Consider the following 17,378-nt stretch of genomic DNA (forward strand, 5'->3'; position numbering starts at 1 on the left):
GATAGATAAAAGAAGCTAGCTTCCAAAAAAAATCTTTTGATTCCCCTACCCATTTCGAACCCCATAACTGTTAATGTTACAAATCAATTAATTTAATCACCATGAAAAACTATGCATCAAAAGGCAAACGAATCGGATTGTTACTGGCTATGCTATTCATAACATCTTGGATGTTTGCTCAAGTTACCGTAACCGGTAATGTTCGGGATGAGAGAGACGAAGGGGCCATCGGTGCCACAGTCTTACTTGTCGGTAGTCAGAAAGGAACCATTACAGACTCCGAAGGTAATTTCAAGTTAAGTGTACCGAACGCCCAAACGGCAGTATTACAAATTTCTTATGTCGGCTACGAGACGCAGACAATCCCTCTCAAAGGAAAAACCAGAATCAGAGTTATCCTAAAGGAAGAGGCCAACGCGTTGAATGAAGTAATGGTAGTAGCCTACGGAACTCAAAAGAAAGAGACTCTGACGGGAGCTATCTCTTCTGTCAAAACGGATGTCTTGCTCCGCTCTCCCAATGCAAGCATCGCTACGTCTCTTGCCGGACAAATCACCGGCCTTTCTTCCGTCGCCACAAGCGGACAACCGGGCAAGGAAGACCCGGCAATCTACATTCGCGGAGTAGGTTCATTGACAGAAAGTGCTTCGGCTCCGCTCATATTGGTAGACGGAGTAGAACGTTCCTTTTTCCAGATGGACCCCAATGAGATAGAAAGTGTGACCGTCCTGAAAGATGCTTCCGCTACGGCTGTATTCGGGGTACGTGGTGCCAATGGTGTAATCCTGGTTACCACCCGCCGAGGAGAGGAAGGAAAAGCCAAGATATCCATTTCTTCCTCTGTCGGTATCCAACAACCCACACGGATTCTGGAAATGGCGGACAGTTACACCTATGCCCAACTCTTTAATGAGATGAATGATAACGACAAAAAGCCGAAGCACGCTTTCGACGAATATACATTGGAACGTTTCCGACTCGGTGACGACCCGATCATGTATCCCAACGTGAATTGGCGGAAGTATATCATGAAGAGTTCTTCTATCCAAACCCAGCATAACCTTAACATAAGTGGCGGAACAGAACGTGTCCGTTACTTTATCTCTATGGGATTCTTATGGCAGGACGGACTTTTCCGGCAATATAAGGAACTGGACTACAATAACAACTTTAACTATACCCGTTACAATTATCGGGGAAACCTTGATTTGGACATTACCAAAAGCACTTTATTGAAAGTTGGACTCGGTGGTATCGTCGGTATCACCCATGAGCCTAATGACAATAATTATGAATATGGTCTCTTCTCGCTCATCAACATGGCACAACCTTTCAACAGTCCGGGAATCATAGACGGAAAGCTCGTCACCATCAATCCGGGAAAGTATGAAGGTATCTTGATGAACAATAATGCATTGGCACGCTATTACGGACAAGGATACGACAGGAATACCAGCAATACCATGAATATGGACTTGTCATTGACACAGAAGCTGGACTTTATTACAAAAGGATTATCCGTAGAGGTTAAAGGTGCCTATAATACTTCTTACTCTTTCCTGCAGCAGCGTCACGGTTCTGTCGAATCGTACACTCCTTACTACCAATCGGAACTGGAGAATCCCGATTTGGATATCAAAGATCCTGCTTATAACAAAACCATCGTTTACCGGGTAGACGGACAGAACAAACGGCTGGGCTATGCCGAAAAGACCTATCGGGGGCGCAATTGGTATTTTGAAGCGAGTCTTCGTTACAATCGGAAATTCGGCGACCATAATGTAGGCGGATTATTGCTCTACAACCAGAATAAAAGATACTACCCTTCCGAATTCACGGACGTTCCGACGGCATACGTCGGTTTGGTAGGCCGACTGACCTACGATTACAAAACCCGGTATATCGCGGAATTTGACTTCGGATACAACGGTTCCGAAAACTTTGCCCCCGACAAGCGGTTTGGTGCCTTCCCGGCCGGTTCTGTCGGATATGTACTTTCAGAAGAACCGTTCATGAAAAAACAAAAGGTAGTGGATTATTTAAAACTGCGTGCTTCCGTCGGTTTGGTGGGGAACGATAATATGAACGACAACCGTTTCCTCTACCTGCCTAACGGATGGACAGTTGACCAACTGGGCAATGTCGTCGACAATTGGGGAGCGTACCAGCACGGATACAACTTCGGGTACAACAACAGTAACACGATGTTCGGAGCTATCGAAAGCCGTATCGGCAATCCGAACGTCAGTTGGGAGACAGCTTTAAAACACAATTACGGTATCGATGTCAACTTCCTGAACAATCGTCTGAAAGTGAGTGCCGACCTTTTCTTCGAGAATCGGAAAGACATTCTGATCAAGCGGAAGACCATTCCCATCTTCACTGATCTGAACAGTAACATCATGCCTGTGGTCAACATGGGACAGGTGAAAAACCATGGATACGAAGTCGATATAAAATGGGAAGACCGGATTAAAGGAGACTTCCATTATTATATCAATGCCAATGTATCTTACAGTAAAAACAAGATTATCTTTCAGGACGAGATAGAGCCGAACGAAACTTACCTATGGCGTACCGGTCAACCGGTAGGAAGTATCTTCGGATACGTGGCCGACGGATTCTACGGCGAAGAGGACTTCACGAAAGAAGGAGCATTAAAAGACGGGCTGCCCGTCCCCGACGCAGATGTACAACCGGGTGACATCAAATACAAAGACTTGAATAACGACCACGTCATCAATGAAGATGATCAATGCAAAATCGGTCATCCTACACGTCCGTCCTATACTTTCGGTCTGAATTACGGAGCCGACTACAAAGGGTTCTTCTTCAGCATGAACTGGACAGGAGCCGCCGAGCGTTCACTTCTGTTGGAAGAGTTCTTCCGGATACCTTTCGGAATCAATTCCAACAATGCGTTGATGCAATTCCATGCCGACAACCGATGGACTCCCGAGACAGCTGAAACCGCTACTGTGCCCCGATTTGCAACGAAGACTATGACTCACAACAGCAAGACTTCTTCGCTATGGGTAAAGAACGGTAACTATCTCAAGCTGAAGACCGTCACACTAGGGTATAACTTCCGCAACGTGGCTGCCTTGAAAAGAATCGGTATCTCCGAACTTGCCATCAAACTAAGCGGTTACAACTTGCTCACATTCGATAAGTTCAAGATTATGGACCCGGAATGTACGCCGGGACTGACCGATTCATACCCTATCAACAAGATCTATAATCTCGGAGTCAACATCACCTTTTAAAACATCAATATCATGAAACGAAGGAATATATTACATACCGGCATGGCAGCCATGCTACTGCTTTCTGTCAGTGCATGCGAGGACTTCAAGTTCGGCAATGACTTTCTCGACAAGCCCATTACAACCGATGTCACTATCGACACCGTATTTTCACGCAAAGTATATGCCGAACAAGCGTTAGCGGAAATCTACCGTTCCTTGCCCGACTTTCTCCCCACAGGCGGAAGACTATCTTGGGCGACACTAGAGTGTATGACCGATCTCGGTGACACTTCCAAACCCGGCGGTATACGTGCTTATCATGCAGGAGACGTCAATGCCTCCTCCGTAGGTTCTCTGCCCTACCGTCTGGATGTACCGCCTGCTGAGGATGGCCCTACCGTAGGCATGGCACCCATGACGGGCATACGCAAAGCCTATATCTTTCTGGAGAATATCGACCGTGTGCCGGACATGACAGACCGTGAAAAAACGATACGCAAGGCGGAAGCTAAAGCCATCATCGCCTTCCACTACGTCCAAATGTTGCGTTACTACGGTGGAATGCCATGGGTAGACCGCTCTTACCGCCCGGATGAAGAGATGAAATTCACCCGTATGACTGTGGAAGAGACCGTACAAAAGACCCTCGAACTAATGAAAGAAGCCGTACAGGTTTTACCATGGAACGTTTCTGCGTCCGACGAAGGACGAATGACAGCGGCAGCCGTTCTCGGTCTGAAATCGAGAATGCTCCAATTTGTAGCAAGCCCTCTATTCAATAACAAAGACCCTTTCATGAGTGGGGAAGCGGCCGACAAGCATTATGTGTGGTATGGCAACTTCGACAAGACTCGTTGGCAAAATGCTTTGGATGCCGGACTGGAATTTCTGCGCGCCAATAAGGAAAACAACGAATATTATAAACTCGTCAACACGGGAAACCCCAGAGAAGACTTTATCTCCGCCTATTTCGACCGTTACAATGGCGAGGTACTGCTTGCCTCTCATCGTTGGGTTACTTACAATGTATGGGGAAATGCTTTCAACGAACTCATTTATGGTATGGGTGGCGCCACCTCCAACTATGCGGATATGTTCGAAATGGCCGACGGAACTCCTTTCAACTGGGATGATTTCGCTTTAGGAGAACCGAATAAGTATGCCAATCCTTTCTTTGACGAGCATAACAATCCGATCCGGGATATCCGCCTGTATGAAACCCTTTTCGTCAACGGTGACCGTTTCAGAGGACGTACTTTGGAAATATACAAAGGCGGACGGGAACAATGTGACGGATATTCGGACGAACTGGCCAGAGCCACTTACAACGGTTACGGTATGCGCAAATTCCTGCGAGACCGGAGTACGGAAGTCGGCGGCAAATTCTACTCCTGCCCGCTTATCCGCCTTCCGGAAATCTACCTGAATATAGCGGAAGCCATGAACGAACTGGGGAAAGCAACAGAGAAAGACGAATTCGGGCGAGATGCTTATGATTATGTCAATCTGGTTCGCGAACGGGTAAAAATGCCAGCATTGACCAATCAGAAAGTAGCTTCCGGACTGCCTTTGAGAGAAGCCATCCTCCACGAGCGTGCCGTAGAGATGGGATTTGAAGAGGTACGTTATTTTGACCTGGTACGTTGGAAACGTTCCGACCTATTCAAAACCGACATCGAACGCCTTGTTATCACCAGGAATGAAGATGGAAGCTTCGATTATGTAAGGGATAACAAGATAGCCAACCCTCGCGGCTGGATAAAACGGTGGACAGACCGCTACTTCCTCATTCCTATTCCATTGGATGAAATCAACAAGAAGTACGGACTCGTACAGAATCCGGGATGGGAATAAACAATCAACAAAAGACTAATTAAAAATGAAAGAACGTATGAAACGTAAATATATACTAATGGGGGTTGCCATATTATCCTCCGTCGTCGCAGGAGCGCAGGATATAACGGACAGCATTGCCCGAAAGACACAGGCCGTCTCCACAATATCGGCCGATGAAATATCAAAGAATGCAACTCCCAATGTATCCAATACATTGTATGGGTTGCTACCGGGACTGTCAGTCATGCAGCAGACGGGGTGGACAGACGATGCAGCTACTCTTTTGCGAGGATATAATAATCCGCTGATTGTAGTTGACGGATTCGCACGTCCGCTCTCTTATCTGAACACAGCGGAAATCGAATCGGTCACCGTACTGAAAGACGGTGCCGCAACTGCCGTGTGGGGAACACGGGGAGCAAACGGTGTGATTCTGATTACCACCAAAAGAGGAGAGTACAACACCAAAATGCAAATAGATGCCAGCTATAAGTTCGGTATGGATTTTCCAATCAACCAACCCAAGTTCGCCAACGGATACGAGTATGCGTCGGCACTGAACGAAGCGCTTTATTACGACGGACTGGAACCACAATACACGCGTGAAGAGCTGGACGCGTTCAGAAACGGAAGTAACCGGGATTTATATGCCGACACCGATTGGATGAAAGAGGGGCTGCGCAAACATACCATCAACAATCAGCTCGATATCTCCTTTCACGGGGGTGGCAAACGTCTTCGCTACTTCACCCTGTTAAGTTACAAGAACGACTACGGTATCCTGAATGAAACATACGCCAAATATTCCGACCGCTACACCGCTCAAATGAGGAAATACGAACTGGGACTGCGGATGAACATTGACGTAGATATCACACCGACGACTCTGGCACAATTCAGTATGTTAGGACAACTCCGCGAACGGAAACGTCCGAATACAAGTGAGTATGACTTATTCGCCGGGCTTTTCAACACACCATCCGGTGCTTTCCCCATGCAGACGTCTAATGGATATTGGGGGAGTAATAATGTACTGAAAACAAATCCGATAGCCCGTATCGCAGATATCGGTTATTTCAAAGAAAACCCGCGAACGTTGCAAGCCGACTTCCGCATCCGGCAGGATTTGTCACTCATCACTCCGGGATTAAGTCTGGAAGCCGCCGTAGCGTATGATAACAATGCCGTTTACAAGGAAGAAGGCTACAAGAAATTCCAATATGAAGTCAATACGCCTGTCAGAAATGTAATCACAGACAAGATAGAAGCGGATTCCAAAGTGTATGGTGACAACAGTACCTTGCAAGTAAACAACCTCGACATGACGGAACAATACATAAACGCCAATCTGGAAGCCGCTTTGAAGTATAACCGTTCTTTCGGGAAACATGCCGTCAGCGCTTTAGGTTCGTATCGCCTGGAATCGGAGAGAGGAATCGGACGTAACAATGCCCACAAACGGATGTATGTGAATGCTTCCGCCGGATACAGCTACAAAGACACTTATCTGATTCACGCACTAGTCAATCACACAGGGACAAGTGTACTGCCCGACGGAGACAAATTCCGTACCTATCCTGCCATATCAGCCGCTTGGGTCATCTCCAACGAAAACTTCATGAAGAAGGCTACCGTCATTGACTATCTGAAACTGCGTGCTTCTTACGGACGCGCCGGATGGGATAACATCAGTTATGAACTGGACCGCCAATACTGGGCATGGGGTGGAGCCTATTGGTTTGGTGACGCAAACACCCAGTCGGAGGGTATGAAAGAGGACAAACTGGCTATGAATAACTTGACGCTCGAAGTGTCCGACAAATATAACATCGGTCTGGAGATGCGGTTATTCAAAAGACTGAACCTGTCCGTTGACGCCTATATGGATAAAAGGAGCAAAATGCCGGTAAGCGGCAGCAATGTCATTTCTTCCGCCATCGGTATCAGTATCCCGCAACAGAACAACGGTAAGACCGAATACAAAGGGATTGACTTGGGAATCGACTGGAAAGACAAAGTCGGCAAAGACTTCACTTACTACGTGGGTGGTACGCTGAACTATATCCGGACTGAGGTAATAGAAAACGGGGAAGGATATATTCCCTACGACTATCTTTCCGGCAAGGGACTTCCCGATGGACAGCTTTTCGGTCTGGAAGCAATCGGTTATTTCCGGGATGAAGCGGATATCGCCAATAGTCCTCAACAGATGTTTTCGGAAGTGCGACCGGGAGATATCAAATACAAGGATATGAACGGAGACCGGATCATCGACGACAACGACGTGCATCCCATCGGACATTCAAGTTCCGTACCGGAAATATATTATGGCCTCAAACTCGGGTTCGAATACAAGGGATTTGGTCTTGACGCTCTATTTCAAGGAGTGGCCGACTACAGCAGAATGATGAATGTAAGCAGTGTATATTGGCCATTGCGCAATAACACCAATGTATCCGACTGGTATCTGCACGACAAAATCCGGTGGACGGAGGAAACGAGAGACATCGCCAATGTACCGCGTCTGACAACGCTGAACAACAGCAATAACTTCCGCAACAGTACCCAATGGCTGGTAAACGGTGATTACTTTAAGCTGCGCAATCTCAACGTCTACTACAACCTGCCGCAGCGCTGGATCTCAAAAGTCAAACTGGAACAGTGCCAGATTTTTGCCCGCGCCAACAATGTGTTCTCTATCGACCATGTGAAATACATGAACTGCGAAGATTTCAGTGTTAACTATCCGGATATGTTCTCCGTATATTTCGGAGCGAGTATCAAATTCTAATAGATTGATTGTATGAAAATAACTAAATATATCACAATAGCTTGCATAGTGACTTCCCTGTCGGGATGCGACTATCTGGATTTCGATGAATCCATCGGTAAGACACAGGACGAGATGTACACCTACTTCGAGAATATCTCAAGCCTGGCAACCTACATTTATTCCCAACTGCCTCAAGATTACGGCGCCATCGGCGGTGCTGTACGGGATGCGGCAACCGACAATGCCGTATATACCTGGAACAGCAACAGTGTGTACGACATCTATAACGGTAATTGGAGTCCACTCAATCCCATAGACGACGTATGGGGTAACTATTATACCGCCATCCGTGCCGCCAATTCTTTTCTGGAGAACTATTCACTGGAGAAGCTAGAACGTTTCCAATGGAATCCCAACTACAAGGAAAACATGGAAAAGGCCAAGATGTATGTGAACGAAGTACGTGCATTGCGCGCTTTCTACTATTTGGAACTAGCCAAAAGATACGGTGACATCCCGCTGCTGACCCGTACTTACGGAATTGACGAGATCAACACCGTATCAGAGACTCCTTTCGACAAAGTAATTGAGTTCATTGCCAAAGAATGTAGCGAAGTGGCTCCGGCATTACCCGTCTCGCAAAAGGATTTTTACAACGAGTCCGGACGGGTAACACGTGGCATGGCATTGTCTGTCAAGGCACGCGCCCTGCTCTATGCTGCCAGCAAACTACACAATCCGTCCGGTGAGAAAAGCAAATGGGAAAAAGCCGCCGAAGCTGCTTATGATATTATCAAAGAGAATTGGTACTCTTTGCCAAATATTGATGTAGACCCGCTTTACAATGTGAATGGGGGAAATGACGTCCTTAGTTCTTCGCAGCTCATCTTCGAACGCCGCAATGGTGCAAGCAACTCGTTCGAAGGACTGAATCTGCCTATCGGCTTCGAAAACGGGAACAGTGGAAGCACGCCCACACAAAATCTGGTAGACGCTTTCGAAATGTCCGACGGCAAGCCGTTTGATTGGAATAACCCGAAACATGCCGCACGGCCTTACTCAAAACGTGACCCTCGTTTCTATAAAACCGTTCTTTACAATGGAAGTTCATTCATGAATACCCCCATCGAGACTTACGAAGGCGGCAGAAACGGTGCTCCTCTCAATGGTGCTACACTGACCGGATATTACTTGAGGAAAAACATGAACGAAACGGTATCCCTCTCTCCGACCGACCCGGTAACAAAACCCCACCATTTCATCTTATTCCGTTATGCGGAAACATTGTTGAACTATGCAGAAGCCATGAACGAATTAGGCGGTCCGGATTATAAGGTTAGCGACAGACTCACAGCCCGCGAAGCCTTGAACCAGGTACGTGCTGCTGCCAATATGCCACCTATAGAGGACACCGGTGAAGCTTTCACCAAACGCTTGCGCAACGAACGCCGGATAGAGCTGGCTTTCGAAGACCATCGTTTTTGGGACATTTGCCGTTGGATGGACGGGGACGTAGTAAAAGATATCTATGGGATTAAAATCACCAAGCGAGGAAGTAAGTACACCTATACCCGCACAAAAATCCAGACACGTATATGGGACAGGAAGATGTACTTGTATCCCATCGCCCAAACAGAACTTTACAAGAATCCTAACTTAACACAAAATAGTGGTTGGGAGTAATCATACTCCCTCCACTCCCCCTTTTTTAATCAACTAAAAGTGAGACAATATGAAACAGATCATTGCTTTTTTAGTCTTCTGGATTAGTTTTCTATCCTGCCAATCCGAAGAAATAAATATCTATACCCAGCACGTGAAAGAGATATCGAAAAATAAAGACGGATGGAATCTGGTGTGGTCGGAAGAGTTTGAACAGGAAAGTAACATTCCGAATGCCCAAAGCTGGTCACTGGCAGCTAAAGAGGCTTCTCCTTGGAATCGCTATATGTCCGAAAGCTACGACCAAGCTTATGTGAAAGACGGGAAACTATATCTGATAGCCGAAAAGAAAGACGGTGAATACAAGACAGGTGGCGTGTGGACGATGGACAAAGTAGGTTTCAAATATGGGAAGCTGGAGGTTTGTGCCAAGTTTACTAGTTTTCAAGGTGGATGGGCAGCTATCTGGCTCATGCCGCAAGAACGACAATATCCATCAGTAAACAATAGTTATCCCGGTGAAATCGATATCATGGAACAAGTAAGCATGGACAAGATCGCACAACATTCGGTGCATACGCATTATACATTAGATTTAGGTTATGACAAGAATCCTCCCCGTAACGGATACGGAGAATATCGGGATAGCGAGTTCAATATTTACGGAATTGAATGGACAGCGGAGAAGATTATCTTTACGGTGAACGGAGAAGAGACTTTCAGCTATCCGAACCTGCATCTTCCGAATGAATCACTCATGCAGCAATGGCCGTTCGATGTACCTTATTACCTGATTCTCAACTATTCGGTAGGCGGTGAGGACGCATGGCCGGGACCGATTGACGACAGAGGACTACCTGCACACATGGAGGTGGAATATGTCCGGTATTATGAGAAAGAAAATAAAGGAAATGACGATGACGAGGAGGAAGAACCTTCCGATAACCTCATTCAGAACGGAAACTTCGAGAAGAATTTTGCAGAAGATCAGCAACCCGGTGTCTTCAGTGCCGACAAAACCGATCAAAGTGGAATTCTTAATTATCTTGACAGATGGTTCTGCCGACCGGACGCTCCAAGTTGTAATATGACTATAGATAAAAGCGAAGGAGCGAACAACAGTTCACGCTCACTAAAATACGAAGCTACGGAAATAATGGATGCAGAGAAAGTTAACCTGTCATACGCATTACAAAACGTAATGGAAGGCAGATATACATTTAGTTATTACGTTAAGACCAATCAAGACGATACGCCATTTACACTTAGTATTGTCGTATGCGAAACAGAAGATGACATACCTTTGGTATTAAAAGAAAATCAGAAGAGTATCATTTTCAATCCGGACGGTTCACAGTCTCTTTCTCCCGGTCCCACTTGGGGGCTTGCGGCCACCTGTGACAATAAAGCCGGAAAAGGCTGGATCAAATACTCCGTTACAGTAGATATCCCCGAAAATGTACTTATACGATTCGTATTCAAGCCTTGCGCCTATGTAGGAGACATCAACACGCACGAAATCTGGGGAAAAGGCGCTTGGGGTGGTGTTATTTACTGGTTTGACGAATTTAGTCTGATACCTGTAGAATAACAGAAATCTTATTCAATAGGAGAACGAGAGTGTGTCAAAATGCAGATTAATGCGAATTATTACTCATTATGGCACACCCTCACCTCTATTCATATCTTATCTAATCCTTATTAATATGCGAAAGTTCAACTTGACAATTTTATTTCTTCTTGCCCTTCTTCCCGTATTATTTGCCGGACAGACAACCCGCATTCCATATCGGGGTATCTACGCCGACGATCCGAACGGCACTGCCGGAATATATAATCCGGAAAGAGGTTTCCGCCTGGAAATAGCCGTAGACATCGCTAAAAAATGCGATGTGTGGAAACCGCAGGAATATCCGGGAATTACCGACTATCTGGAATCAGAGATAAACAAATACGCTTGCGACAGTGTCTCGTTAGTTCAAACATATTTTTATCTGCATGGATATATAGGCCGACAGCTACCTCCGGAAGCTTTTGCCACAATGGATGTCTACTTCAACAAGTTGCGCCAACTTGGCAAGAAAGCATTGCTACGGTTCGCCTACGAAACAGAACCGATGGGAACCGTCTCGTCAGGTCCCACAATGGAAGATATGTTTCGCCATATGAAACAATTGAAACCTTACCTCGAGAAAAACAAAGATGTCATACTGGCTCTTCAAGCCGGATTTATCGGTGCATGGGGAGAATGGCACAGTTCCAAACATAATATCGAAAGTTCCGATGCGAACAAACGTATTATCCTTGAAAAGATCTGCCGGATGACCCCTCAAGATCGGGTGGTACAAGTCAGAGTGCCGGACTACAAGAACCTGTTACCCAAAGATAGCGAAGCCTACCGGAAAACCTCTTTCCATGACGACTTTATCGTAGTAGACCCACACAGATGGGACGGAAATATGCATGAAGGTACGCCCAACTTCGACCAGATTGTAGAAGAAGGAGCATTCATGCCCGTAGACGGCGAACTGCCTTGGGGAACGTGGAGCATGAACAAAGAGAACGGAGACGCGAACGGCTGGATCATAGACGGCAAAAAGACAGCACGACAATTATTCCTGGAGCATTACACCTCATTAAGCGTCATCCACAATTACAAAGAGCGCGGTGCACCGGACAAGTATTCCATGATGTACTGGAAAGAAACACCCATCAGCGAAGAATACCTGAAAGAGAAGCACATGCCCGTCTCTGACGGATATTTTCGGAAACACGACGGCAGTGCTGCCCAAAGAAACGCATTTGAATATGTGCGCGATCATCTGGGATACCGTCTCGAATTGCAAGAACTGCAAATCGACACACTCAAGCATACGGATAACCATATCCTCAACCTTTCGCTCACATTGATAAACCGTGGCTTCTCTACGCTGTTCAATGAGCACCCTGTCTACTTCGTATTAGTGGACGAACACAACCAAGTGAAAGAGTTCCTGACCAATGCGGATACCAACAGTTTCCAGCCTTATCGACCGGGAGATAAAACCTACACGCCTTTGATTCACACAATCAAAGGACAAGTGACCCTCCCCAAGACGGCGAACGGCACTTATAAACTCGGTTTATGGATACCCGACGGTTCCCGACAGCTCCAACACCTTTCCCGCTTTGCTATCCGCTGCGCCAACGGAGATATTCCTTGGTGGATTTCGCCCGACCGACGTTATGGAATCAATATCCTCACCACTCTGCAAGTGCCTGTATCATCAGCAGTCTCCTTTTCATCAGCAACAGCCTCACCCAAACTACCTTATCAAAGAGCGGATCTACCTATTGAGGAGCGGGTAAAAGACTTGTTACAACGAATGACTCCGGAAGAGAAACTCGCTCAAATCAGACATATCCATTCTTGGGAGATATTCAACGGACAAGCGCTGGACGAACGCAAGTTGGAAGAAAAAGCGCAGGGAATGAGTTGGGGGTTCGTTGAGGGGTTTCCCCTGACGGCAGAAAACTGTGCAAAGAATATGCTAGCCATCCAACGCTTCATGGTCGAGAAAACTCGTTTAGGCATTCCTATCTTTACCGTAGCGGAATCGTTACACGGGGTAGTGCATGAGGGAGCCACCGTCTTCCCGCAGAACATTGCTCTAGGAAGTACTTTCGATACAGATCTCGCCTATCGCAAAACATCCATGATTGCCGACGAGCTCCATGCGGTAGGTATGCGGCAAGTGTTATCCCCCTGCATTGATGTAGTGCGAGACCTCCGCTGGGGAAGAGTGGAAGAGTCTTTCGGAGAAGATCCTTATCTCTGCGGAAGATTCGGCATAGCCGAAGTGAAAGGGTATATGGACAACGGCATATCCCCCATGCTGAAACACTATGGTCCGCACGGCAACCCTTTAAGCGGCCTCAACCTCGCATCCGTAGAAACCAGTATCCGTGACCTGCACGAAGTCTATCTGAAACCGTTCGAAATGGTAATGAAGCAAGCGCCTACCCTCGCCGTGATGTCCGCCTATAACTCATGGAACCGCATCCCTAATTCCGCCTCGCACTATCTGCTAACAGATGTTCTAAGAAAAGAATGGGGATTCAAAGGATATGTCTACTCGGATTGGGGAGCCATTGAAATGCTGAAGAACTTCCACTTCACAGCCCGCAATTCGGAAGAAGCCGCCTTGCAGGCACTGACCGCCGGTCTGGATGTAGAAGCTTCGAGTGACTGCTATCCGGCCATCCCCGGACTGATAGAAAGAGGAGAGCTGAACCGCGAGATAGTGGACGAAGCTGTCCGCCGGGTATTGTATGCCAAATTCCGGATCGGTCTGTTTGATGATCCGTATGGAGAAAAATTTGCCAAAGGGGCTATTCACTCCGGGAAAGCGATAGCGCTATCGAAAAAGATAGCGGACGAATCGACCGTCTTATTGAAAAATGAACGGCAGCTACTCCCTCTCTCTATCGGAAAGTTGAAATCGATTGCAGTCATTGGTCCGAACGCCGACCAGATACAATTCGGTGATTACACATGGACACGCGACAACCGTTTCGGAGTTACCCCCTTACAAGGTATCCGGAAATGGGCAGGCACAAACGTGAAAGTCAATTACGCTAAAGGTTGCAGTTTGGTATCTATGGATGAAAGTGGAATCCGGCAGGCGGTCGAGGCCGCCGAGCAAAGCGATGTCTGTGTGCTTTTTTGCGGAAGCGCCAGCGCGGCCTTGGCACGCGACTATAAAAGTTCGACTTGCGGAGAAGGATTCGACCTCAACGACCTAACCTTGACAGGAGCACAACCCGCCTTGATAAAAGCGGTTCAAGCCACAGGCAAACCTGTCATTCTTGTCTTAGTAACCGGCAAGCCTTTTGCCATTCCCTGGGAAAAGAAAAATATACCGGCTATCCTGGTACAATGGTATGCCGGGGAACAGAGCGGGAACTCCATAGCGGACATCCTGTTCGGAAAGGTATCTCCCTCCGGTCGGCTGACATTCTCTTTTCCCGAAAGTACCGGACATCTCCCAGTCTACTATAATCATCTACGATCCGACCGTGGATTCTACAAATCTCCCGGCAGTTATGACTCACCGGGAAGAGATTATGTTTTCTCCGCTCCTGTCCCGCTATGGTCATTCGGACACGGACTGACGTATACCACTTTCGAGTATTCCAACCTACAAACGGATCGAGCGTCTTATCTGCTCAACGATACCGTTCACGTACGTATAGGTTTGAAAAACACCGGGAAGTGCGAAGGAAAAGAGGTGGTGCAATTGTATGTATCAGACGTATGCAGTTCGGTTGCCATGCCGGTACGCCAATTAAGAGATTTCCGCAAGGTAGCTCTCCAGGCAGGCGAGACTCAAATTGTCCGTCTCAGTATTCCTGTCAGTGAGCTTACCATTCTGAATGAGAAGAATGAAGCCATCGTAGAACCGGGAGAATTCGAGATACAAGTAGGTTCTGCCTCCGACCATATTCTCTTACGGAAGACTATCCGAGTGGGACAGCCTCAACCGGTCGTGAACAGGCAGGAACAGGTTCTACCCAAAAGTGAACGGCAGATAACCGTGCAAGGAGTCATCAGAGACGTGCAGGCCACCTTGATCCCCGAAGTCCGGATTTATGAGAAAACGACCGGCAAACTGTTAGGGAAAAGTGACAATCGGGGAAATTTCACCGTAAAGACCGGCAATCGGGAGATACTGCGCTTTCAGAAGAAAGGTTATCAATCTCTAGAGAGGTTTGTTGACAATCAAGAAAATATAAATATAAGGATGGATTACGGAACCGACTAGATTTTTTATACCATTTACACAGAGAAAGTCCGGCACCGAGGAAAACCTCCTCCGCCACCGAGAAAGGAAACAGATGGTAACGGAGGGAGTTTTCTTATTGTTTCAGCAATTCTACCAAAGAGGATTCTGTACGATTTTCTTATTCACCTGAAGTTCATCGAAGGGTATTGGATGTAGATACATCGCCCGTTTCCAGGGGCGGTTTTCAATCAGTGTCCGGCGATAAAAGGATTGGTCTGTACCCAAAGGGCGGTTTCTTTCTCCGTTCATATTCATCCCATGTACAAATCGCTGGTCGGCATCCTCCCCTTCTCCGCAAATCATCCAGCGGCGGATGTCGAAGAAACGCTGTCCCTCAGCAAAAAGCTCTACCCTGCGCTCTTGTTGAATAGCCCTGCGTTGTAATTTCCGGTCGCCTATGATATTCTTTTTCCCGGTGGCTGCCAGCTCACGATATCCAAGTAACCCGGCACGCTCGCGTATCTTATCCAAATAATCAATAACACATTCGTCTTCGGGATCAATTTCATTGCAGACTTCCGCATAATAAAGATAAAAATCCGCCAAACGGAACAAGATGGACGGACGTGCCCATTTCTTGATATAATCACCGGTGTACATAATCTGACGATTCTTGAACTTATAAAGCAAATATCCGTTTCGAGGATAATCGCCAACCGAGTTGTCGCTTCCTTCCCCTTTTGCAAAACCGGCTCCCCAGTCATAATTGAAACGTGGCTGTATATGCCAGCTTTTCCCCTCATAAGTGACAGCAGCATAGAAACGAGGTTCTCTGTCGGCATACATCGTAAAGATATTCTTATCGGTACGTTTTCTATCGTTGCACGGATTGACGACCTCCGTAAATCCGCTTTCATCGTATCCAGTGCCCGGATCATCAATGGTCAGTCCGTCCTTCATGAAAAAACCATCGACCGACTCTTGAGTGACACAAACGTGCGCCCATCCTTTATAGAGGTCACGCGGAGTCGTATTCTCCTCCATTACACCATCCTGGCTTCCGGTGTGATAATAGTTTCGTCCGGTAGCCCAGATTATCTCATCATTATAAGCCTGAAACACCTCATAAACAGAACGGTCGGCATCTATGGAGCCATCGGTTTGGTAAACCTTGTACAATCTGTATCCACAAGCTTCCGCATCTTCCAGTACCTCTTCGAGGCGCTTCTTGGCTATCTTCCATTTTTCCGGATCATAAGGAGGAAACAAATATTCTCCATCATTGTTTTTCACTTCTAAAGCTTCCGCATATCCTCCGTTGAACAATGGAGAAGCAGCATATACCCATAATTTGGCGCGCAGCGCAATAGCTGCCGAACGGGTAGGACGGACAATCTCATTCAAATTATACCGCTCATTCCCGTCAGGGATGGCAGCATTAATCAATGTAGGCGGCAAATCGCCCGACTGAATCACCTCTTCGAGCAGCCGATCGATATAATCCACCAACTCATCCACCGTAGCCCGGGGAAAATTCAAATCCTTACTTTCCGGATCAACCTCTTCCGTCAGTAACGGCACCGGCCCATAAAGTTCAAACAGGGAAAAATAGGAATAGGCAATCAAGAACTTCGCTTCCGCTTTCATACGGCGTACACTTTCTTCCGTCAACTGCTGCTCATCTTCCACCGCTCCCAACGGCGTTACCCGTTTCAAGAAAATAAAAGCGTCACGTATCTCCCGATAAAGCACCCACCAGCGATGGAGGGGAGCGTTACTCGAATTGTAACCGGCTTCCATCAGCCGGGAAGAAGGTCCGCTGCTTATCAACGTTTCACCACAAAGAGACGACCAGACATTGGTGAACCCACTGGCATTGTTACCGCCGGTACATGAATATTCGGAAATACAATTAAAAAGATTGGCGTGCCATTGCCGTGTATATGCCGGATTACGGAATACCGCTTCCAGATCCAACGACTCCGCGATCTCATTCGAGACATCCAGATAATCGGAACAAGCCGCCAAAGCCATGCAAAGCGTAAAACCGAGCGCCCCTATCATTTTCTTCCAAATTCGTTCCATCTTGTTTCC

At 47.0% G+C, this 17,378-nt stretch carries 7 protein-coding genes; 6 read left to right on the plus strand and 1 reads right to left on the minus strand.

The window, feature by feature from the left end; translation table 11 throughout:
* The first annotated feature begins 101 nt into the window (after positions 1 to 101).
* From BACFIN_RS16305 to BACFIN_RS16280, 6 genes are all read left to right on the plus strand, one after another.
* Positions 102 to 3,266: a SusC/RagA family TonB-linked outer membrane protein gene (locus BACFIN_RS16305; RefSeq protein ID WP_007749334.1), complete on the plus strand. Its 3,165-nt coding sequence runs from the start codon at positions 102 to 104 to the stop codon at positions 3,264 to 3,266.
* A 12-nt stretch (positions 3,267 to 3,278) separates the two neighbouring features.
* Positions 3,279 to 5,102, plus strand: coding sequence for a RagB/SusD family nutrient uptake outer membrane protein (locus BACFIN_RS16300; RefSeq protein WP_007749335.1), 1,824 nt, complete (start codon positions 3,279 to 3,281; stop codon positions 5,100 to 5,102).
* 37 nt (positions 5,103 to 5,139) lie between these two features.
* Positions 5,140 to 7,875: a SusC/RagA family TonB-linked outer membrane protein gene (locus BACFIN_RS16295; RefSeq protein ID WP_032839268.1), complete on the plus strand. Its 2,736-nt coding sequence runs from the start codon at positions 5,140 to 5,142 to the stop codon at positions 7,873 to 7,875.
* Between the two features lie 12 nt (positions 7,876 to 7,887).
* Positions 7,888 to 9,540, plus strand: a complete 1,653-nt coding sequence (locus BACFIN_RS16290) for a RagB/SusD family nutrient uptake outer membrane protein (protein WP_007749338.1) — start codon at positions 7,888 to 7,890, stop codon at positions 9,538 to 9,540.
* 49 nt (positions 9,541 to 9,589) lie between these two features.
* Positions 9,590 to 11,110 carry a glycoside hydrolase family 16 protein gene (locus BACFIN_RS16285; RefSeq protein WP_007749342.1) on the plus strand — a complete coding sequence of 507 codons (1,521 nt, stop codon included), beginning with the start codon at positions 9,590 to 9,592 and terminating at the stop codon, positions 11,108 to 11,110.
* Between the two features lie 115 nt (positions 11,111 to 11,225).
* Positions 11,226 to 15,323, plus strand: a complete 4,098-nt coding sequence (locus tag BACFIN_RS16280; RefSeq protein ID WP_007749343.1) for a glycoside hydrolase family 3 N-terminal domain-containing protein — start codon at positions 11,226 to 11,228, stop codon at positions 15,321 to 15,323.
* A 111-nt stretch (positions 15,324 to 15,434) separates the two neighbouring features.
* Here the strand turns inward: BACFIN_RS16280 and BACFIN_RS16275 are convergent, their stop codons facing one another.
* The gene (locus BACFIN_RS16275; protein WP_007749344.1) at positions 15,435 to 17,369 is read right to left on the minus strand and encodes a RagB/SusD family nutrient uptake outer membrane protein; all 1,935 of its coding nucleotides are present in this window, start codon (positions 17,367 to 17,369) and stop codon (positions 15,435 to 15,437) included.
* Positions 17,370 to 17,378 lie beyond the last annotated feature (9 nt).

It is taken from the genome of Bacteroides finegoldii DSM 17565 (genome assembly GCF_000156195.1).
GTDB lineage: Bacteria > Bacteroidota > Bacteroidia > Bacteroidales > Bacteroidaceae > Bacteroides > Bacteroides finegoldii.